Origin of the sequence: Micromonospora carbonacea (assembly GCF_014205165.1) — a bacterium.
Lineage (GTDB): Bacteria > Actinomycetota > Actinomycetes > Mycobacteriales > Micromonosporaceae > Micromonospora > Micromonospora carbonacea.
Map to the genome: position 1 here is coordinate 5,449,093 of NZ_JACHMZ010000001.1, position 14,072 is coordinate 5,463,164.

Annotated in this window: 15 protein-coding genes; 5 read left to right on the forward strand and 10 right to left on the reverse strand. The window is 74.4% G+C overall.

Going from position 1 to position 14,072, the window contains the following annotated elements:
- Positions 1–128: 128 nt before the first annotated feature.
- Positions 129–527 (reverse strand): hypothetical protein, encoded by a 399-nt coding sequence (locus HDA31_RS22810; RefSeq protein WP_178063651.1) that lies wholly within the window; start codon positions 525–527, stop codon positions 129–131.
- Between the two features lie 255 nt (positions 528–782).
- Positions 783–1,676 (reverse strand): sulfotransferase domain-containing protein, encoded by an 894-nt coding sequence (locus HDA31_RS22815; protein ID WP_178063650.1) that lies wholly within the window; start codon positions 1,674–1,676, stop codon positions 783–785.
- 88 nt (positions 1,677–1,764) lie between these two features.
- On the opposite strand from HDA31_RS22815, the gene HDA31_RS22820 reads away from it, so the two are divergent.
- Positions 1,765–2,838 (forward strand): beta family protein, encoded by a 1,074-nt coding sequence (locus tag HDA31_RS22820; RefSeq protein WP_178063649.1) that lies wholly within the window; start codon positions 1,765–1,767, stop codon positions 2,836–2,838.
- Here the strand turns inward: HDA31_RS22820 and HDA31_RS22825 are convergent.
- Entirely contained in the window at positions 2,825–3,103 is a 279-nt protein-coding gene (locus HDA31_RS22825) for an adhesin (protein ID WP_178063648.1), read from the reverse strand. The two genes, HDA31_RS22820 and HDA31_RS22825, sit on opposite strands and share 14 nt — an antisense overlap.
- Before the next feature lie 240 nt (positions 3,104–3,343).
- Between HDA31_RS22825 and HDA31_RS22830 the strand changes: the two genes are divergently transcribed.
- Positions 3,344–4,069 carry an MIP/aquaporin family protein gene (locus HDA31_RS22830; protein WP_178063647.1) on the forward strand — a complete coding sequence of 242 codons (726 nt, stop codon included), beginning with the start codon at positions 3,344–3,346 and terminating at the stop codon, positions 4,067–4,069.
- 256 nt (positions 4,070–4,325) lie between these two features.
- On the opposite strand, the gene HDA31_RS22835 is transcribed toward HDA31_RS22830, so the two are convergent.
- The 3 genes from HDA31_RS22835 to HDA31_RS22845 all read right to left on the reverse strand — a co-directional run bounded on the left by HDA31_RS22835 (position 4,326) and on the right by HDA31_RS22845 (position 6,715).
- Complete coding sequence (locus HDA31_RS22835; protein WP_246384456.1) at positions 4,326–4,664, reverse strand: hypothetical protein; 339 nt, start codon at positions 4,662–4,664, stop codon at positions 4,326–4,328.
- Positions 4,665–4,784: 120 nt separating this feature from the next.
- Positions 4,785–5,732, reverse strand: coding sequence for a hypothetical protein (locus HDA31_RS22840; protein WP_246384455.1), 948 nt, complete (start codon positions 5,730–5,732; stop codon positions 4,785–4,787).
- 389 nt (positions 5,733–6,121) lie between these two features.
- Complete coding sequence (locus HDA31_RS22845) at positions 6,122–6,715, reverse strand: pentapeptide repeat-containing protein (RefSeq protein ID WP_178063645.1); 594 nt, start codon at positions 6,713–6,715, stop codon at positions 6,122–6,124.
- A gap of 72 nt (positions 6,716–6,787) precedes the next feature.
- Between HDA31_RS22845 and HDA31_RS22850 the strand changes: the two genes are divergently transcribed.
- Both HDA31_RS22850 and HDA31_RS22855 read left to right on the forward strand, forming a co-directional pair.
- The gene (locus tag HDA31_RS22850; protein ID WP_221487673.1) at positions 6,788–8,014 is read left to right on the forward strand and encodes a serine hydrolase domain-containing protein; all 1,227 of its coding nucleotides are present in this window, start codon (positions 6,788–6,790) and stop codon (positions 8,012–8,014) included.
- Positions 8,015–8,179: 165 nt separating this feature from the next.
- The gene (locus HDA31_RS22855; protein ID WP_178063643.1) at positions 8,180–8,824 is read left to right on the forward strand and encodes an NAD(P)-dependent oxidoreductase; all 645 of its coding nucleotides are present in this window, start codon (positions 8,180–8,182) and stop codon (positions 8,822–8,824) included.
- Between the two features lie 142 nt (positions 8,825–8,966).
- On the opposite strand, the gene HDA31_RS22860 is transcribed toward HDA31_RS22855, so the two are convergent.
- From HDA31_RS22860 to HDA31_RS33155, 4 genes are all read right to left on the reverse strand, one after another.
- On the reverse strand, positions 8,967–9,431 hold the full coding sequence (locus HDA31_RS22860) for a PPOX class F420-dependent oxidoreductase (RefSeq protein ID WP_074473609.1): 465 nt from the start codon (positions 9,429–9,431) through the stop codon (positions 8,967–8,969).
- A 23-nt stretch (positions 9,432–9,454) separates the two neighbouring features.
- The gene (locus tag HDA31_RS22865; protein ID WP_178063642.1) at positions 9,455–10,096 is read right to left on the reverse strand and encodes a DUF6642 family protein; all 642 of its coding nucleotides are present in this window, start codon (positions 10,094–10,096) and stop codon (positions 9,455–9,457) included.
- Between the two features lie 252 nt (positions 10,097–10,348).
- Positions 10,349–11,032 carry a ribosomal eL19 family protein gene (locus tag HDA31_RS22870; protein WP_178063641.1) on the reverse strand — a complete coding sequence of 228 codons (684 nt, stop codon included), beginning with the start codon at positions 11,030–11,032 and terminating at the stop codon, positions 10,349–10,351.
- An 87-nt stretch (positions 11,033–11,119) separates the two neighbouring features.
- Positions 11,120–12,544, reverse strand: coding sequence for an ATP-binding protein (locus HDA31_RS33155; protein WP_178063640.1), 1,425 nt, complete (start codon positions 12,542–12,544; stop codon positions 11,120–11,122).
- A gap of 287 nt (positions 12,545–12,831) precedes the next feature.
- Here HDA31_RS33155 and HDA31_RS22880 point away from each other — a divergent pair, with 287 nt between their 5' ends.
- Positions 12,832–14,040 carry an endonuclease gene (locus tag HDA31_RS22880; protein WP_178063639.1) on the forward strand — a complete coding sequence of 403 codons (1,209 nt, stop codon included), beginning with the start codon at positions 12,832–12,834 and terminating at the stop codon, positions 14,038–14,040.
- The last annotated feature ends 32 nt before the right edge of the window (positions 14,041–14,072 follow it).

A 14,072-nucleotide genomic window follows, 5' to 3' on the forward strand; every position in this document is an offset into this window, starting at 1 on the left:
CGCGGCGACGTTACGACCCTCGGGTCGCAGCGGCGCCGTGCGCTCCTGTCCGGGGCCGGCGACCGGTGCGCGGGGCGGGCGGCGGACGGCCCCCGCCGCGGGCTGCGACGGGGGCCGGTGCGGGCGCGTCAGGACGCGACGGCGAGGTGGAACGCCCGGTCGGCGGGCGCCCCCGCCGAGGTGAACGTCTGCACGAACACCCCGTTGGGCACGCCGGCGCGGCCGACGACGGCGATCTCGCCGCTGGGCGAGCCGCCGACGCTGCCGGGCAGGCCGAGGGTCCCGAGGTACGCGGACCGGGTCAGGTCGTGGGAGAAGACGACCTGGTAGGTCCCGACGCCCAGGCGGGTCGCCGAAACCGTGCCGAAGCCCCGGATCAGCGTCCCGTTGGCGTCGACCACGGCGAAGAGGATCTGCGCTGTCGGGGGCATCCCGTACAGCGTGGCGGGGACGGCCAGCGCGGCCACCTCGGCGAGGGTCTCGGGGCTGGCGGCGGGCTGGTCGGCGGTCTTCTTGGACTCGGACATGATGACTCCTTCGCGGCCGCCCGGGCGGCGGACGACCAAATAGAGGGATGTAGTGAAAAGTAGTGATCGAAACGAAAGAAGAGTTTCGCGCCGATCAATACCTTTTACGAGTAGAACGGTAGCCCCGCCACCCGCCGGCCAGCCATCCCCGCCCGCTGTCCAATCATGGACAGCCGGCTATTTGATCAGGGCCCTGAGCTGGGCGGACTCTGTCCGATCACGGACCCCCGCCGCCCGCGTGGCCGCCCGGCCCGGTCAGCCGTCGCGGTGCAGCCAGGCCAGCAGGTCCGGCGGGGCGAGGGCGGCGCTCCGCGCCCGGTAGCGGGCCAGCGTCGCCGCGTCGAGCAGTTCCCGCCCCTGCCCCGAACGGCCGCGCCGGAAGAACGCGTGCCGGTCCCTCAGCACCCCCGCCGGATCCGGGACCAGCAGGTCCGCCCGCTCACGCATCCGGTCGAAGGTGGCCGCCTCGACCAGCTCCGGCCAGCGCGGCTGCGCCACCTCGACGCCGAGCCGGCCGGCCAGCGCGCGCATCTGCCCCGCCAGGTCGGCCGCCAGGTCGTCGTAGTGCACGAGGGTCACGTTGGGCCGGTCGCGACGCCCCCAGGCGTCGCCCAGGTGCCACCACACCCCCTGGAGCGAGTCCAGCTCCGCGCGCGGGTCGACCTCGCGGTCCACCCACCGCCGCAACGACTCCACCAACGGGGTACGCGGGGCGGGCGGCCCCGCCGGGGCGGGCCGGCCGGTCAGCTCCGCCAGCCGCGCCCGGTCCAGGTTGCCGCTCTGGTGCCAGAGCGACACCGCCATGTCCAGCGGGTGCCGGGCCACCACCACGTAGTGCGCCCGGTCGTCCAGCGGCACCCCGTCGAGCGGCGTGTGGGTCTTGACGAACCGGCGGTGCCGCTGGGCGGCGAGCCGGGCGTACACCTCGGCGCGGGGCTCGGCCAGCCAGTCCAGCCAGGGCGAGAGCCGCGACAGCGGGGCCGGCAGGTCGGGCGTGCCGAACACCAGCAGGGCACAGATCATCTGCATCCAGGTGGTGCCGCTCTTGGACCGGGTGCTGATGACGATGTCGCCGTCGCGGAACGGGAATCCGGCCCAGCGGGCGCTGTCTTCTTCGGACGATCGGTAGCGAAAGGGCGCGTCGGGCATCCGGGGATCGTACGAGCGCCCCCCGGCCGGACGCCCGGCATTTGCCGCGAGCCCTGTGACGAGGGCCGATGTATCGCTACATTGAGGTATGGTGCCCGCCCACGGGGGCCGGGCGGCGGAACCGGTCTACCACCCCATCCTCGCCTGCCACCGCGGCGAACTGGAGGCGCTCCGCCACCTCGACAGCGCCACGGCCGCCCTGGTCGCCCCGGTCCTCGACGTGTCCATCGTGGACCGCGCCCTCGCGGAGGCGTTCACCCGGCTCCCACCCGGGTTGTTGCCGGCGGTCGACGTCACCGCCCTGCCCGACGGGCCGGACGCCGAGCTGGCCCGGTGGAACGTGCCCCTGGTGCCGGTGGCCGGGCTCGCGGACAGTGACGTGCGGCTGGCCGCGCACGGCGTGGCGGCCCGGGCGTACGCCGGACGGCTGGTCGTGCGGCTGCGGGCCCGCAGCGACCGGTCCGGCCCGGACGCCGCGACGGCCTCGGTGGAGCGGATCTGGCGGCTCACCCGGCTCGTGCCCGAGCAGTGCGAGCTCCTCGTCGACGCCGGGGACGTCTGCTGCCCGGCGGACGTCCGGCTGGCCGAGCCGCGCGTGCGGCGGCTGGTGGACTGGGCGCGGCGGCACGCCTGGCGGGCGGTGACGGTGGCGGCCGGCGGGCTGCCGCCGACGCGGGCCGGGTTCCCCACCGACGAGCCGGTCCGCCTCGAACGCTGGGACTGGCTGCTCTGGCGTCGGCTGGCCGACCTCGGCGTCCGGTACGGCGACTACGCGGTCGGCTGCGCCGTGCCCGGCGGCGAGGCGCTCTCCGACCGCCTGCCCACGGTCCGCTACACCACCGACCACGCGTGGTGGCTCTACCGCTGGTCCCGGCGGGGCGGCCGGGGCGACGAGCGGGTCGCCGACCTGTGCCGGACGCTGGTGTCGGCGACGCACTGGCCGACGACCGGGGCGGCGTTCTCGTGGGGTGACCACGAGATCCTGCGTCGGGCCCGGCGGGTGGCCGGGGCCGGCTCCACGACGAACTGGGCGGCCTGGAGCACCTCGCACCACCTGGCCCACGTGCTGCACCAGCTCCGTCACGACGGCGAACGCCGCCCCGCCGCCCGGCCCAGGCGCGCGGCGGGCCGACGCGGCGAGGGGCCGGCTACTGCTCGGTGAAGCCGAACTGCACGATCCCCTCGTCGTCGACGGCGGCGTCGACCGAGGTGTCGGTGAGCAGGTCGGCGGCGTCGGAGTCGAGGAAGATCCGGGCGCCCTGCCGGTCGACCACCTGGTCGCCCTGGACGGGCTCGGGCACCAGCTCGATGGTGAGCGAGCCGGCGTCGGTGTCGGCGGCGATGCGCAGGCCGCCGCCCTCGGCGACGTCCTCCTGGGCGGCCAGGTCGCGGATCACCAGCACGGCGTTGTCGGTCATGGTCAGCATGGGGCACTCCTCGTGGATTCTCGGTGGCACCCGGGTGCGGACCGGGCTCGGCCCGCGGACGGTCACACGGGGGAGCTCGGGTGACGGCGGGGCCGTCACCGGGCGAAACGGGGCTGCTCGGCACGCGCCCCTGCACCCACCGTGCCCGCTGCGGTGGCATCCGTCAAATGGAACGAGTTCGATCGGGCCTTGCGACGGAACCGGCTCCGAGCTGCCCGGATGCTCCCTACGCTGGAGCCCATGGACGACGCGAGGCGGTACGCGGCCGAGTTCGTCGGCACCCTGCTGCTGGTCTTCTTCGGCGTGGGCAGCGCGGTCTTCGCCCAGGTCCAGGGCGGCATGGTGGTGGTCGCGCTGGCCTTCGGCTTCATCCTGGTGGGGCTGGTCTACACCATCGGCCCGCTCTCGGGCTGCCACGTCAACCCGGCGGTGACCCTGGGGGTGCTGCTGTCGGGCAAGATCTCCCCGGTCGGCGCGGCGGCGTACTGGATCACGCAGTTCGCCGGGGCGACGGTGGCCGCGCTGCTCATCTGGGGGCTCACCCGCTGGGGTGGCGTGGCGGACCAGACCGGGGTGCTCGGCACCAACGGCTACGGCGCGCACATCAACCTGGGCGGCACGGCCGTGCTGGAGACGGTGCTGAGCTTCCTGTTCGTCCTCGTCGTGCTGGTGGTGACCAGCCGGGCCGAGCACGCCGGGTTCGCCGGGCTGGCGATCGGGCTGAGCCTGGCCGCCTGCCTCCTGGTCGGTCTGACCCTCGACGGCGTCTCGATCAACCCGGCCCGGTCGTTCGGCCCGGCGGTGTTCGAGGGCGGCACGGCCCTGCGGCAGCTCTGGGTGTTCGTCGTCTTCCCGCTGCTCGGCGGCGCGCTGGCCGCCCTCGCAGCCCCCCTCGTGGTGCGGCGCGACCCGCGCTACCGCGCCGATCCGGAGAAGCCCACCGGCCCCGCGCCCGGGACCGCCTGACGCGAGCCGGCGGGCCGGGAGACGGGGCGGACCGGCCCGTCGGCCCGCCGCGGACCCCGAACGCCGTCCGATCCGGCACTAACCTTCGCTCCATGGGCTTGGCCGGCAGAATTCTCCATGGCAGCATCAGCGCATGCAGCGTCGCGCCGCAGGCCCCGAGCGGGTGGAGGCGTCACCTGTCGGACCGGCCCGGGCCCCTTCCGGGTGCGGAGGAAGGGGCCCGGGCCCACGGGCGTCCCAGGGGCCGACGGGCGCGTCACGCGCCGGGGCGGTCCGGCGGGCGCACCGTGGCGGCCGGGTCGCCCCGTTCGATCAGCAGGTCTATCTCGGCGGCCCGCAGGCCGCGCAGGGCGAGCACGCGCCGGCCCCAGCGGTGCAGCCGGCAGGGGTGCGGGCTGGCGTCGTTGCGGCAGACCATCCCGCCGGACCAGCGCCGGGGCGCGTGCACGACGACCGCCCGCACCGCGAACTGGGCGTCCTCCCCCGTGACGTACGGCGGCAGCGGAATGTCCCACAGCCCCTCCCCGGCCTCCTCGCGGGCGCGGGGGACGGCGGCGGAACGGACGGCACGGGCGGGGGTGGCGGTGCGGCTCATCGGGCATGCCTCCACAGAGGACGGACGGACCAGGTCAGCGGACAACCTACGACCGTCCGGAGGCGGCCCGACGGACAAACTGTCCCGACCGGCGGGCGGGCCCCGACCGCCCGCACCGGCTCAGCGCAGCGCCACGGCCTGCAGGTTGACGTTGCCGCACCCGCCGAAGGTGGCCTCGACGGTCCAGGTGAGCAGCAGCTTCGTCCCCTTCGGGGCCCGGAACCGCACGGTGAACTCGGTGGTGTGCGTGGTGTGCGGGTCCTCCAGCCGGCGGACGGCCGTCCCGCCGCCGCTGGACAGCCGCGCCTCCAGCCGGCCGCGCGCCATCCACAGGCCGGCGTAGAGGCGCACGGTGCGGGCCTCGCCCCCACCGTCCACGGCGAGCGCGAAGCCGCTGCCGACGCCGCAGGCGGAGACGCCTGTCGTGGTTGCCGAAGACGACGTCACCGGGGCACCGTCGCGCCAGCTGAACGTCTCCGGGCTGACGTCGTGGCCCACCCGGTCGCCGCGGCCGCCCTCGTCGGCGATCTCCCCCGACCCGTCGCGCTTGCGGACCGTCGAGCCGGGGCCGCGCAGTCCCCAGTGGACCCAGTCCCGGGTGCCCGCCGCGGTCAGGTCGACGGCGGCCGGCACGTCGGCCTGGGCGACGTCGAGGTGGACCGCCGCCGGCTGCGGCGCCACCGGGCTCGACGGCGACGGCGACGGCGGCGGGGCGGTCGGGGTCCGCTGCCGGGGGCGCAGGCCGGGCGTGGCCGCGTCGGCGGGCGAGCCCGGCCGGTCCGCCACCGGGAACCCGCCGCTGGGCCGGCCCGCCGGGGCCGGCAGCACCGCCTCGTCGTCCGGCCCGGCGGCCGGGCCGTCCGGGGCGGCGGCATACACCCCGAGGGCGACGAGGCAGGCGACGACCACCAGGCCCTCCACCGCCCACCGCCGGCGCTGCCGGGCCCGGGCCAGCCGGCGCTGCTCCGAACGCGTCCGGCCGTCGACCGGCTCCCCGGCCCGGCGCAGCGGGCCGGACACCCCCCGCCCACCAGGATCGACGTCCCGCGTGAGGTCTTCCTGCGCCACCTGGCCTCCACTCCCCACCCGGTGTCCCGGTCCCGGCGACCGCCGCGCACCGGCGTGAGCCGTATCACGTTGGCACCACCCCCGGCCGGACGCCAGGGGTGTCCCGCCGGGCGTTTCCACTTCGTTACCGTCCGGTAGGAACCGGCGCGCGACCGGCTCCCCAGCGACCGGGGCGGGCTGCGCCACGGCGCCGGGTCACCGGACGGGCGCGGGAACGTCGGCGGGGGTCAGCCGGGCGGGCGCCGACGTCGCGGCGAGACAGGCAGGGCGCACCGCGACGCGCCGAGGCGGTGGTGGCGCCGCCGGCTGCGCTGAGCGTACTGGAGGTCACGTTAAGCGCGAAAGCGGCGAAGTCCACGAACCGGGGCGGGCCCCGATTGAGTCGTCGATCAGCCCACCTGGAAGCCGAGGGCCTGCGCCAGCAGCACCGCCTGCCCGGCGTCGACCAGCGCCCCGGCCCGCCGCACCGTCGTCGGATCCAGCGCCGACAGGTCGCTGCCCCGCAGGTCGGCGCGCACGAGACAGGAGCCGTGCAGCTGGGCCCCGGAGAGGTCGACGCCGGTGACCGTGGCGCCGGTCAGATCGGCGCCGGTCAGGTCCGCCTCGCGCATCCGGACGTCGGTCAGGCGCACCCCGCGCAGGTCGGCGGCGGGCAGCGCCACGAACGACCAGTCGCCGCCGTCGACCCGCAACGGCCGCAGGTCACACTGGTCGAAGCTGCTGCCGACCAGCTTGCAGCCGGTGAACTCGGCCTCGAACAGGTTGCACCGCTTGAACACGCAGCGGGTGAAGGCCGAGTCGACGTGCCGGGAGGCGTTGAACGCCACGTTGCCGAAGACGCACTCCGTGAAGACCGCGCCGCGGCTGACCGCCTCGGTCAGGTCGACGTGGAAGAACTCGCAGCGCACGAAGTGCCGGTCGGCCAGGTCCTCGGCATACCAGTCGTCGTGGCGGAAGGTCGCGTCCTCGGTGGGCTCCGGCACCCGGCCAGCCTAACGGCGGCCACCGACGTCTTCCGCGCGGCGCGTACCGGCTAGTAGGTTCGGTGGGTGAGCCTGGCCCCCCGCACCGACCCCGACCGCATCGGCTTCGACCCCGCGCGGCTGGCGCGGATCGACGAGCACTTCGGCAGGTACGTCGACGACGGCCGGCTCGCCGGCTGGCAGATCGTCGTCACCCGCCGGGGCGAGGTCGCCCACGCCAGCACCTACGGGATGCGCGACCGGGAGGCCGGGCTGCCGGTCGAGCCGGACACCATCTGGCGCATCTACTCGATGACCAAGCCGATCACCTCCGTCGCCGCGATGATGCTGTGGGAGGAGGGCCGCTTCGAGCTCACCGACCCGATCGGCCGCTGGCTGCCCGAGTTCGCCGACGTCCGGGTCTACGACAAGGGGCCGGTGACCAAGCCGTACACGGTGCCGGCGGTCGAGCCCATCCGGATCTGGCACCTGCTGACCCACATGTCCGGCCTGACGTACGGCTTCGCCCAGGTCTCCGTCGTCGACGGCCTCTACCGGGCGGCCGGCTTCGACCTCGGCGTGCCCACCGGCGCCGACCTGGCCGCCGCCAGCCAGGGGCTCGCCCGGCTGCCGCTGCTGTTCCAGCCCGGCACCGGCTGGAACTACGGGGTCTCCACCGACGTGCTCGGCCGGCTGATCGAGGTCGTCTCCGGGCAGCGGCTCGACGAGTTCCTCGCCGCCCGGATCTTCCGGCCGCTGGGCATGACCGACACCGGCTGGTGGGTCGAGGAGGCCGACGCCAAGCGGCTCGCCGCGCTCTACTTCCCGCACCCCGCGACCGGGCAGGCCATCCGCGCCGACGCGCTCGGCCGGCTCGCGCTTGCCGCGCCCGACTTCCTCTCCGGGGGCGGCGGGCTGGTCTCCACCGCCGCCGACTACCACCGGTTCACCCAGCTCCTGCTGCGCGGCGGGGAGCTGGACGGCGTGCGCCTGCTCGGGCCCCGCACGGTGCGCTTCATGACCCGCAACCACCTGCCCGACGGCCGCGACCTGGCCTCATACTCCCCGACCGGCTTCGCCGAGACGGTGCTCGACGGCATCGGCTTCGGCCTCGGCTTCGCCGTGGTGCAGGACCCGGTCCCGTCCCGGGTGCCGAGCAGCGCCGGCGAATACTACTGGGGCGGGATGGCCAGCACCGCGTTCTGGGTCGACCCGGTGGAGGAGGTCACCGCGCTGCTGTTCACCCAGCTCATGCCGTCGAGCACCCACCCGCTGCGACCCCAGCTGCGCCAGCTCGTCTACTCAGCCCTGGTCGACTGAGCCGGCCGGTGGTCCCGCCGCCGGCGCGTCGGGCACGGCCGCGCGGTGGTATCGGGGGCGGCCTCGCCGGCGGTATCCGGGGCGCCTCGTCGGCGACGCCGAGGAAGCGCGGCCGGGATCGCCGGAACGCCGCCGCCGCGCCCGGCCGGCTCCTAGCCTGGGGCCATGAGCAACGTCGTGGTGTTCGGCGCCGGGGGCACGGCGGGGTCGCGGATCACCGCCGAGGCGGTCGCGCGGGGCCACCGGGTGACCGCAGCCGTACGCCGCCCCGAGGCGACCGGCTACCTGCCGGCCGGGGTCGACCTGGTCACCGGGGACGTCACCTCGGCGCACAGCGTGCGGGAGCTGGCCCCGGCCGCCGACGTCATGGTCGTCGCCGTCGGCGGCGACGAGGGCCGGGCGCTGTGGCGCGACGCGGCCGAGAACCTCGTCACCGTGCTGCGGGACGTGCCGAACCCGCCCCGGATCATCCACGTCGGCGGCGGGGCGACCCTGCTGACGCCCCGCGGCACCCCGTACCTGGAGGAGCCGGACTTCCCGGAGGAATACCGGGAGCCTGCCCTGGGCCAGGCCGACGCCCTGGCCTGGTACCGCTCGGCGGCCGACGGGGTCACCTGGACGTACGTCTCCCCGCCGCCGCTGGAGTTCCACCCCGGGGAGCGCACCGGCCACTACCGCACCGGCCTCGACGAGCCGGTGACCGACGAGCGGGGGCGCGCGGCGCTGAGCTACGAGGACCTGGCCGTCGCCGTCGTCGACGAGATCGAAAACCCGCGCTTCGAGAACATGCGCTTCACCGCCGGCTACTGAGCCGGGGCGGGGTGTGCCCGGTCCCGCCCTGCCCGACCAGGTCGCGCGTGCTCAGCCGCCGCGTGGGCACAGTCAGACCGCGCGTGACAGCCGGGCCCCGTGGGCACAGTCAGGGCGCGCGTGGCTCAGTCGGCGCGGCTGCTCAGTCGGCGAGGCGGGCCGGGAAGCCGCCGGTGGCGATCGGTCCCCAATCGTCGATGGTGACCCGGATCAGCGACTTGCCCTGCCGGACCATCGCCGCCCGGTACTCGTCCCAGTCTGGGTGCTCGCCCGAGATGCTGCGGAAGTATGCCACCAGGGGCTCCAGCGCCTCGGGCAGGTCGAGCACCTCGGCGGTGCCGTCCACCTGCACCCAGGGCCCGTCCCAGTCGTCGGAGAGCACGCAGGCCGAGACGCGGGCGTCCCGCCGGATGTTGCGCGCCTTGGCCCGCTCCGGATAGGTGGAGATCACCAGCCGGCCCTCGGGGTCCACCCCGCACGCCACCGGGGAGGACTGGGGGCGGCCGTCGGAGCGGGTGGTCATCAGCAGGACCCGGTGCCGGGGACGGATGAAGTCGAGCAGGGCGGCCCGGTCGACCCGGGTGTTGCTCGCGATGCTGCGTGCCATACCCGTTTCTACCAGCAGCGCCGTCAGCGGGGCCGGGCGGTGTTCCGCCCCGCCGTGGGCTGGGCGGGCACCCGGGGCCGCACGGTGGGCCGCCACGCCCGGCCGTTGGCGTAGATCATCCGGAAGCCCAGGTACGCCGCCAGCGGCGCCCAGTGCGCCGAGCCCATCCGCAGCTCGGCGGCGTTGTGCCGCTGCCCGTTGGCCAGCACGTCGAGCAGCACGGTCTCGAACGCCGCCGACTCCACCCAGTCGACCTCCCGGGTGAACCCGCAGATCAGGGCCGCGCCGGTCTCGTCGAGGAAGTCGCGCAGCACGGCGTCGGACGCCCGCAGCACCGAGCAGCTGCCGAAGTAGAGGCGGCGGCCGTCGCAGCGGCCGGCCATCCGTTCGGCGACGTCGGAGAGGTCGACCGAGTCCCAGTCGGTGAGGCAGAGGCGGCTCGGCTCGCCGTGCATGGCGAAGAAGCCCACCCGGTAGTCGGCGTACTGCTTGAGCAGCCAGCGGTCGAGAAAGTAGAACAGCTCGTCGCGGGTCGCCGCGTCCTTGTGGATGAACCGGATCTTGCCCAGCCGTTCGAGGAGCTCCAGGGTCGGCAGGACCGACCCGCGCTCGTTGAGGTCACGGTGCCACTGCCCCTCGACACAGAAGACACCACCGCGCGCCACCAGCCACCTCCCCGAGCCCCCGCTGACGTTACCGCCAGCCGCCGCCACCTCGGGGATCACCCTCCGCACGGGCCGGCTGCGAGCTCGCCCCGTCCCGTCGTCGCGGCGCAAGATCGCGCTCGATCACGGATCGAGTGGCCTCCTGCGCCCCGCGAGACCACTCGATCCGTGATCGAGCAGGGCCTTGCCCGCACAGCGTCGGCCCGGTCGCGAGATGCAACCCCCACGACCGGGCCGACGCAACGTTCCCGGTCAGCTCGCCCGAGGCCAGGGCGGCGCGGCGGCGTTGGGCGGCACCGGCCGGCTGGGCAGGCCGGGCCGGGCTACGGGACGCCCGGTAGGCACGGAGACCCGCCCAGGCGCAGGGGGCACCCGCCCCGGGGGCGTCGGCACCCGCCCGCCGGACGCGGAGACCCGACCCGGGGGCGTCGGCACCCGCCCCGGCGGTATCGGCATGCGCCCCGGCGGCAGCGGCGTGCGCCCCGGCGGCAGCGGCACCCGCCCGCCGGAGGCGGAGACCCGGCCCGGCGGCATGGGCGCGCGCCCCGCCGGGTTGCCCGCCCGGCCCGGGGGCGTCGCGCCCCGCCCGGACTGTGTGACCGCCGGGTGGGCGGCGGGCCGGTCGGCGCGCGACGGACCGGTCGCCGTGAACGGAAACGGCACGTGCACGAACGGGTTTCCGTGCCTGATCAGGGCGTCGATCTGCCGCCCGTTGAGGCCGTGGGCCTCCAGCACCCGCCGACCCCAGCGGTGCAGCCGGCAGGGGTACGACGCCCCGTCGTTGCGGCACAACGCCCCCGACGGCCACTCCTCGGCGGCGTGCACCACCACCGCCCGGACCGCGAGCCGGACGTCCTCGGGTGTCAGGGACGCCGGGACCGGCACCTCACCCAGCACTTGGTCGATGGGATCCGTCGACTGCTCACCAACTCGCACGGCAGGCCTCCCGCAGCTCGGCAGCGGTGCGGCCGACCCGCCGCACCACATCCTCGCGCAGTGGTACGGCGCGCGGGGGCGATGAGTTCAATCGCGGTAGGCGGTCAGGAGATCCTCCGCCGACAGCGCCCGCACCCCGTCCACGTCGACACCGGCGCGCGACACCGCGACCAGTTCCGTCCGCTCGTCCGCGCCGGGCAGCAGCGACCGGTGCAGCAGCAGCCGCCCGAGGTCGTGACCGTCGAACGCACGCCGCTCCAGCCACTTGATCGAGCCCACGAAGGTCACTCGCCGGGCCACCGGCTCCCGGTCCGCGCCGACGAGGTCGATCTCGGGGTTGTTTGTCCTGGTCCAGAACCCGCCGATGGCCGATGTTCCCTCCGGCAGCCGGTCGGCGGGCAGCCGGCGCAACGCCTCCCGGACGGCGGGTTCGATCGCCCGCCCCCGCCAGGATGTCCAGGAGGTGGTGATCCGGGCCAGCGTCAGGTCGCCCCGCCCCCGTTCGATCTCGGGCAGGTAGGGCCCGAGGAAGGACAGCCAGAACCGCAGGTACGGTTCGGCGACGACGTACCGGGTCTCCCGCGACGGCTGGGTCGACAGCGGAACGAGTGCCTCGACGATCCGCTTGCCCGTGAGCAGCCGGAGCGCGCGGGTCAGGGAGGCCTGCGGAAGGTCGCCCGCCGCCCGGGCGATCAACGAGAAGGTCCGCTCACCGGAGCCGATCGCCCGGAGCACCAGATTCGCCTGGGACTGGGGCGGAAACTCGGCGGCCAGGGCTCGTTCCGCGCTCACCAGCAACGCGGACGTCGGGTCGACGACGGCGTCGGCGAGGTACTCCGTCGGAGAGGCCCCTGGGGGCCATTCGTCCAGGATCAGCGGCAGGCCGCCGGAGACGAGATAGGCGTCGAACGCCTCCGGCGCCGGCAGATCGAGCATCTCGGCGACGTCCGCCGGATTCAGCGGTGGCACGACCATCTCGGTTGCCCGCTGGTGGAACGGCCGGCCGTAGTCGTTGAGCGCCTCCATCATCGCGAGGTCGGAGCCGACGCAGATCAGCAGGACCGGCCGCCGGGAGAACTCCCGGTCGAACACCTTCTGCAACGTCCCCTCAAAGCCCGGGTCCGTCGCGATCAGGTAGGGCATCTCGTCCAGGACGACCACAGCGGGTCGGTCGGCGGGCAGAGCTGCCGCCAGGAGAGTGAGGGCGGCGTCCCAGGTGGCGGGTTGTTGCGCGGTGAACAGACCTGCGCCGGGCAGGGAAGATGCTCGGGCGGCCTCGACGAAAAGGGCTAGGTCTGCGGCGACAGTGGGTTGAGCCGAGGCGGTGAAGAACAGGTGAGGGACGCTGGCACGTTCGACGAACTCCTCCACCAGGCGCGACTTGCCGACCCGGCGACGCCCCCGCATCAGCAGTGCCCGGCCGGGCCGACCCGCGCGACCGCCTCGGCTGACCCGTCCCAACATCCCGTCGAGCGCGGTGAGCTCCCGCTGCCTGCCGACGAATCCGTGCACCCCGCACCCCCAAGACACTCATCCGTGAAACAACCAAGTTTGAGGGTATCAGGGGCGACACCAAGGCCATGGCGGTCAGGTGGCGATATCCGGGGCGGATGATCACGCGATGTCGCCGACATGGAGTCGATCAAGTGCGCGCGGCCGGGCTGGTCCCGACGCTGCGCCGCGAGGTGCCCTGAGGTGCGGCGGGCCCCAGGCACGCGACCGTGGGCAGCGGTTTCACCCCCGTAAAGTTTCCCGGCGCTCTCCCGATGTTCACACCAGCGCCGATAGCATCGTCGACCATGAATACAAAGAGCGTCACCCGCTCGCGATCCGGGCGGCTGATCACGGCGTTCGCACTGGCCGTCACGATGGTGGCGCCCGTCGTGGCGAGCACCTCCGCGTCGGCGGCGACCACGCTGACCGTGGCACAGGCGCTGGCCGCCCAGGACGGGCGCACGGCCACCGTCACCGGGTACGTCGTCGGGCAGCCGACGGCGACGAACACGGTGATCACCTCCGGCTACACGGCGGACACGGCGATCGCCATCGCCGACAGCGCCGCCGAGACCGGCACGGGCAGGATGCTCTACGTCCAGGTGACTGCCGCGTACCGCAGCACCTTCGGGCTGCTGACCAACCCGGGGCTACGCGGCAGGCAGGTCACCGCCACCGGGGCGCTGACCGCGTACTTCAGCCACGGCGGGCTGAAGAACCCCACCGCGATGAGCCTCGGCGGCGGCACCCCGAGCCCGTCGCCGACGCCGTCGGCCACCGCGTCGCCCAACCCGTCGCCCAGCCCGACCGGCGGCGGCGGCCCGTACGACTCGACGTACTACGCCAGCGCGATGGGCAAGACCGGCACCGCGCTGCGCAGCTCCCTGCACGCCATCATCAGGACGCAGACGAAGCTCAACTACGACCAGGTGTGGGAGGCGTTGAAGGACACCGACCAGGACCCGGCCAACGCCAACAACGTGCTGCTGCTCTACAGCGGCCGCTCGCAGAGCAAGACCAGCAACGGCGGCGACGCCAACGACTGGAACCGCGAGCACGTCTGGGCCAAGTCGCACGGCGACTTCGGCACCGCCACCGGCCCCGGCACCGACGTGCACCACCTGCGCCCCGAGGACGTCTCGGTCAACTCGACGCGCGGCAACAAGGACTTCGACACCGGGGGCAGCGGGGTGTCCGAGTGCACCGGCTGCTACTCCGACGCCGACTCGTTCGAGCCGCGCAACGCGGTCAAGGGCGACGTCGCCCGGATGATCATGTATATGGCGATCCGCTACGAGGGCGACGACGGCTGGCCGAATCTGGAGATCAACAACTCGGTGTCCAACGGCACGTCCCCGTACCACGGGAAGCTGTCGGTGCTGCTCGCCTGGAACCTGGCCGACCCGCCGGACGCCTTCGAGAAGCGCCGCAACCAGGTCATCTACGATCGCTGGCAGGGCAACCGCAACCCGTTCGTCGACCACCCGGAGTGGGCCACCGCCATCTGGGGCTGACCCCGCCCGGGGCCACCCGGTTGTCGCGGATC

Coding starts and splice junctions, on each gene's coding strand:
- HDA31_RS22820 (WP_178063649.1), top strand. CDS start 1,765: ATGGTGCCCGCCCACGGGGGCCGGGCGGCGGAACCGGTCTACCACCCC.
- HDA31_RS22810 (WP_178063651.1), bottom strand. CDS start 527: ATGTCCGAGTCCAAGAAGACCGCCGACCAGCCCGCCGCCAGCCCCGAG.
- HDA31_RS22880 (WP_178063639.1), top strand. CDS start 12,832: ATGAATACAAAGAGCGTCACCCGCTCGCGATCCGGGCGGCTGATCACG.
- HDA31_RS22825 (WP_178063648.1), bottom strand. CDS start 3,103: ATGCTGACCATGACCGACAACGCCGTGCTGGTGATCCGCGACCTGGCC.
- HDA31_RS22855 (WP_178063643.1), top strand. CDS start 8,180: ATGAGCAACGTCGTGGTGTTCGGCGCCGGGGGCACGGCGGGGTCGCGG.
- HDA31_RS22815 (WP_178063650.1), bottom strand. CDS start 1,676: ATGCCCGACGCGCCCTTTCGCTACCGATCGTCCGAAGAAGACAGCGCC.
- HDA31_RS22830 (WP_178063647.1), top strand. CDS start 3,344: ATGGACGACGCGAGGCGGTACGCGGCCGAGTTCGTCGGCACCCTGCTG.
- HDA31_RS22860 (WP_074473609.1), bottom strand. CDS start 9,431: ATGGCACGCAGCATCGCGAGCAACACCCGGGTCGACCGGGCCGCCCTG.
- HDA31_RS22835 (WP_246384456.1), bottom strand. CDS start 4,664: ATGAGCCGCACCGCCACCCCCGCCCGTGCCGTCCGTTCCGCCGCCGTC.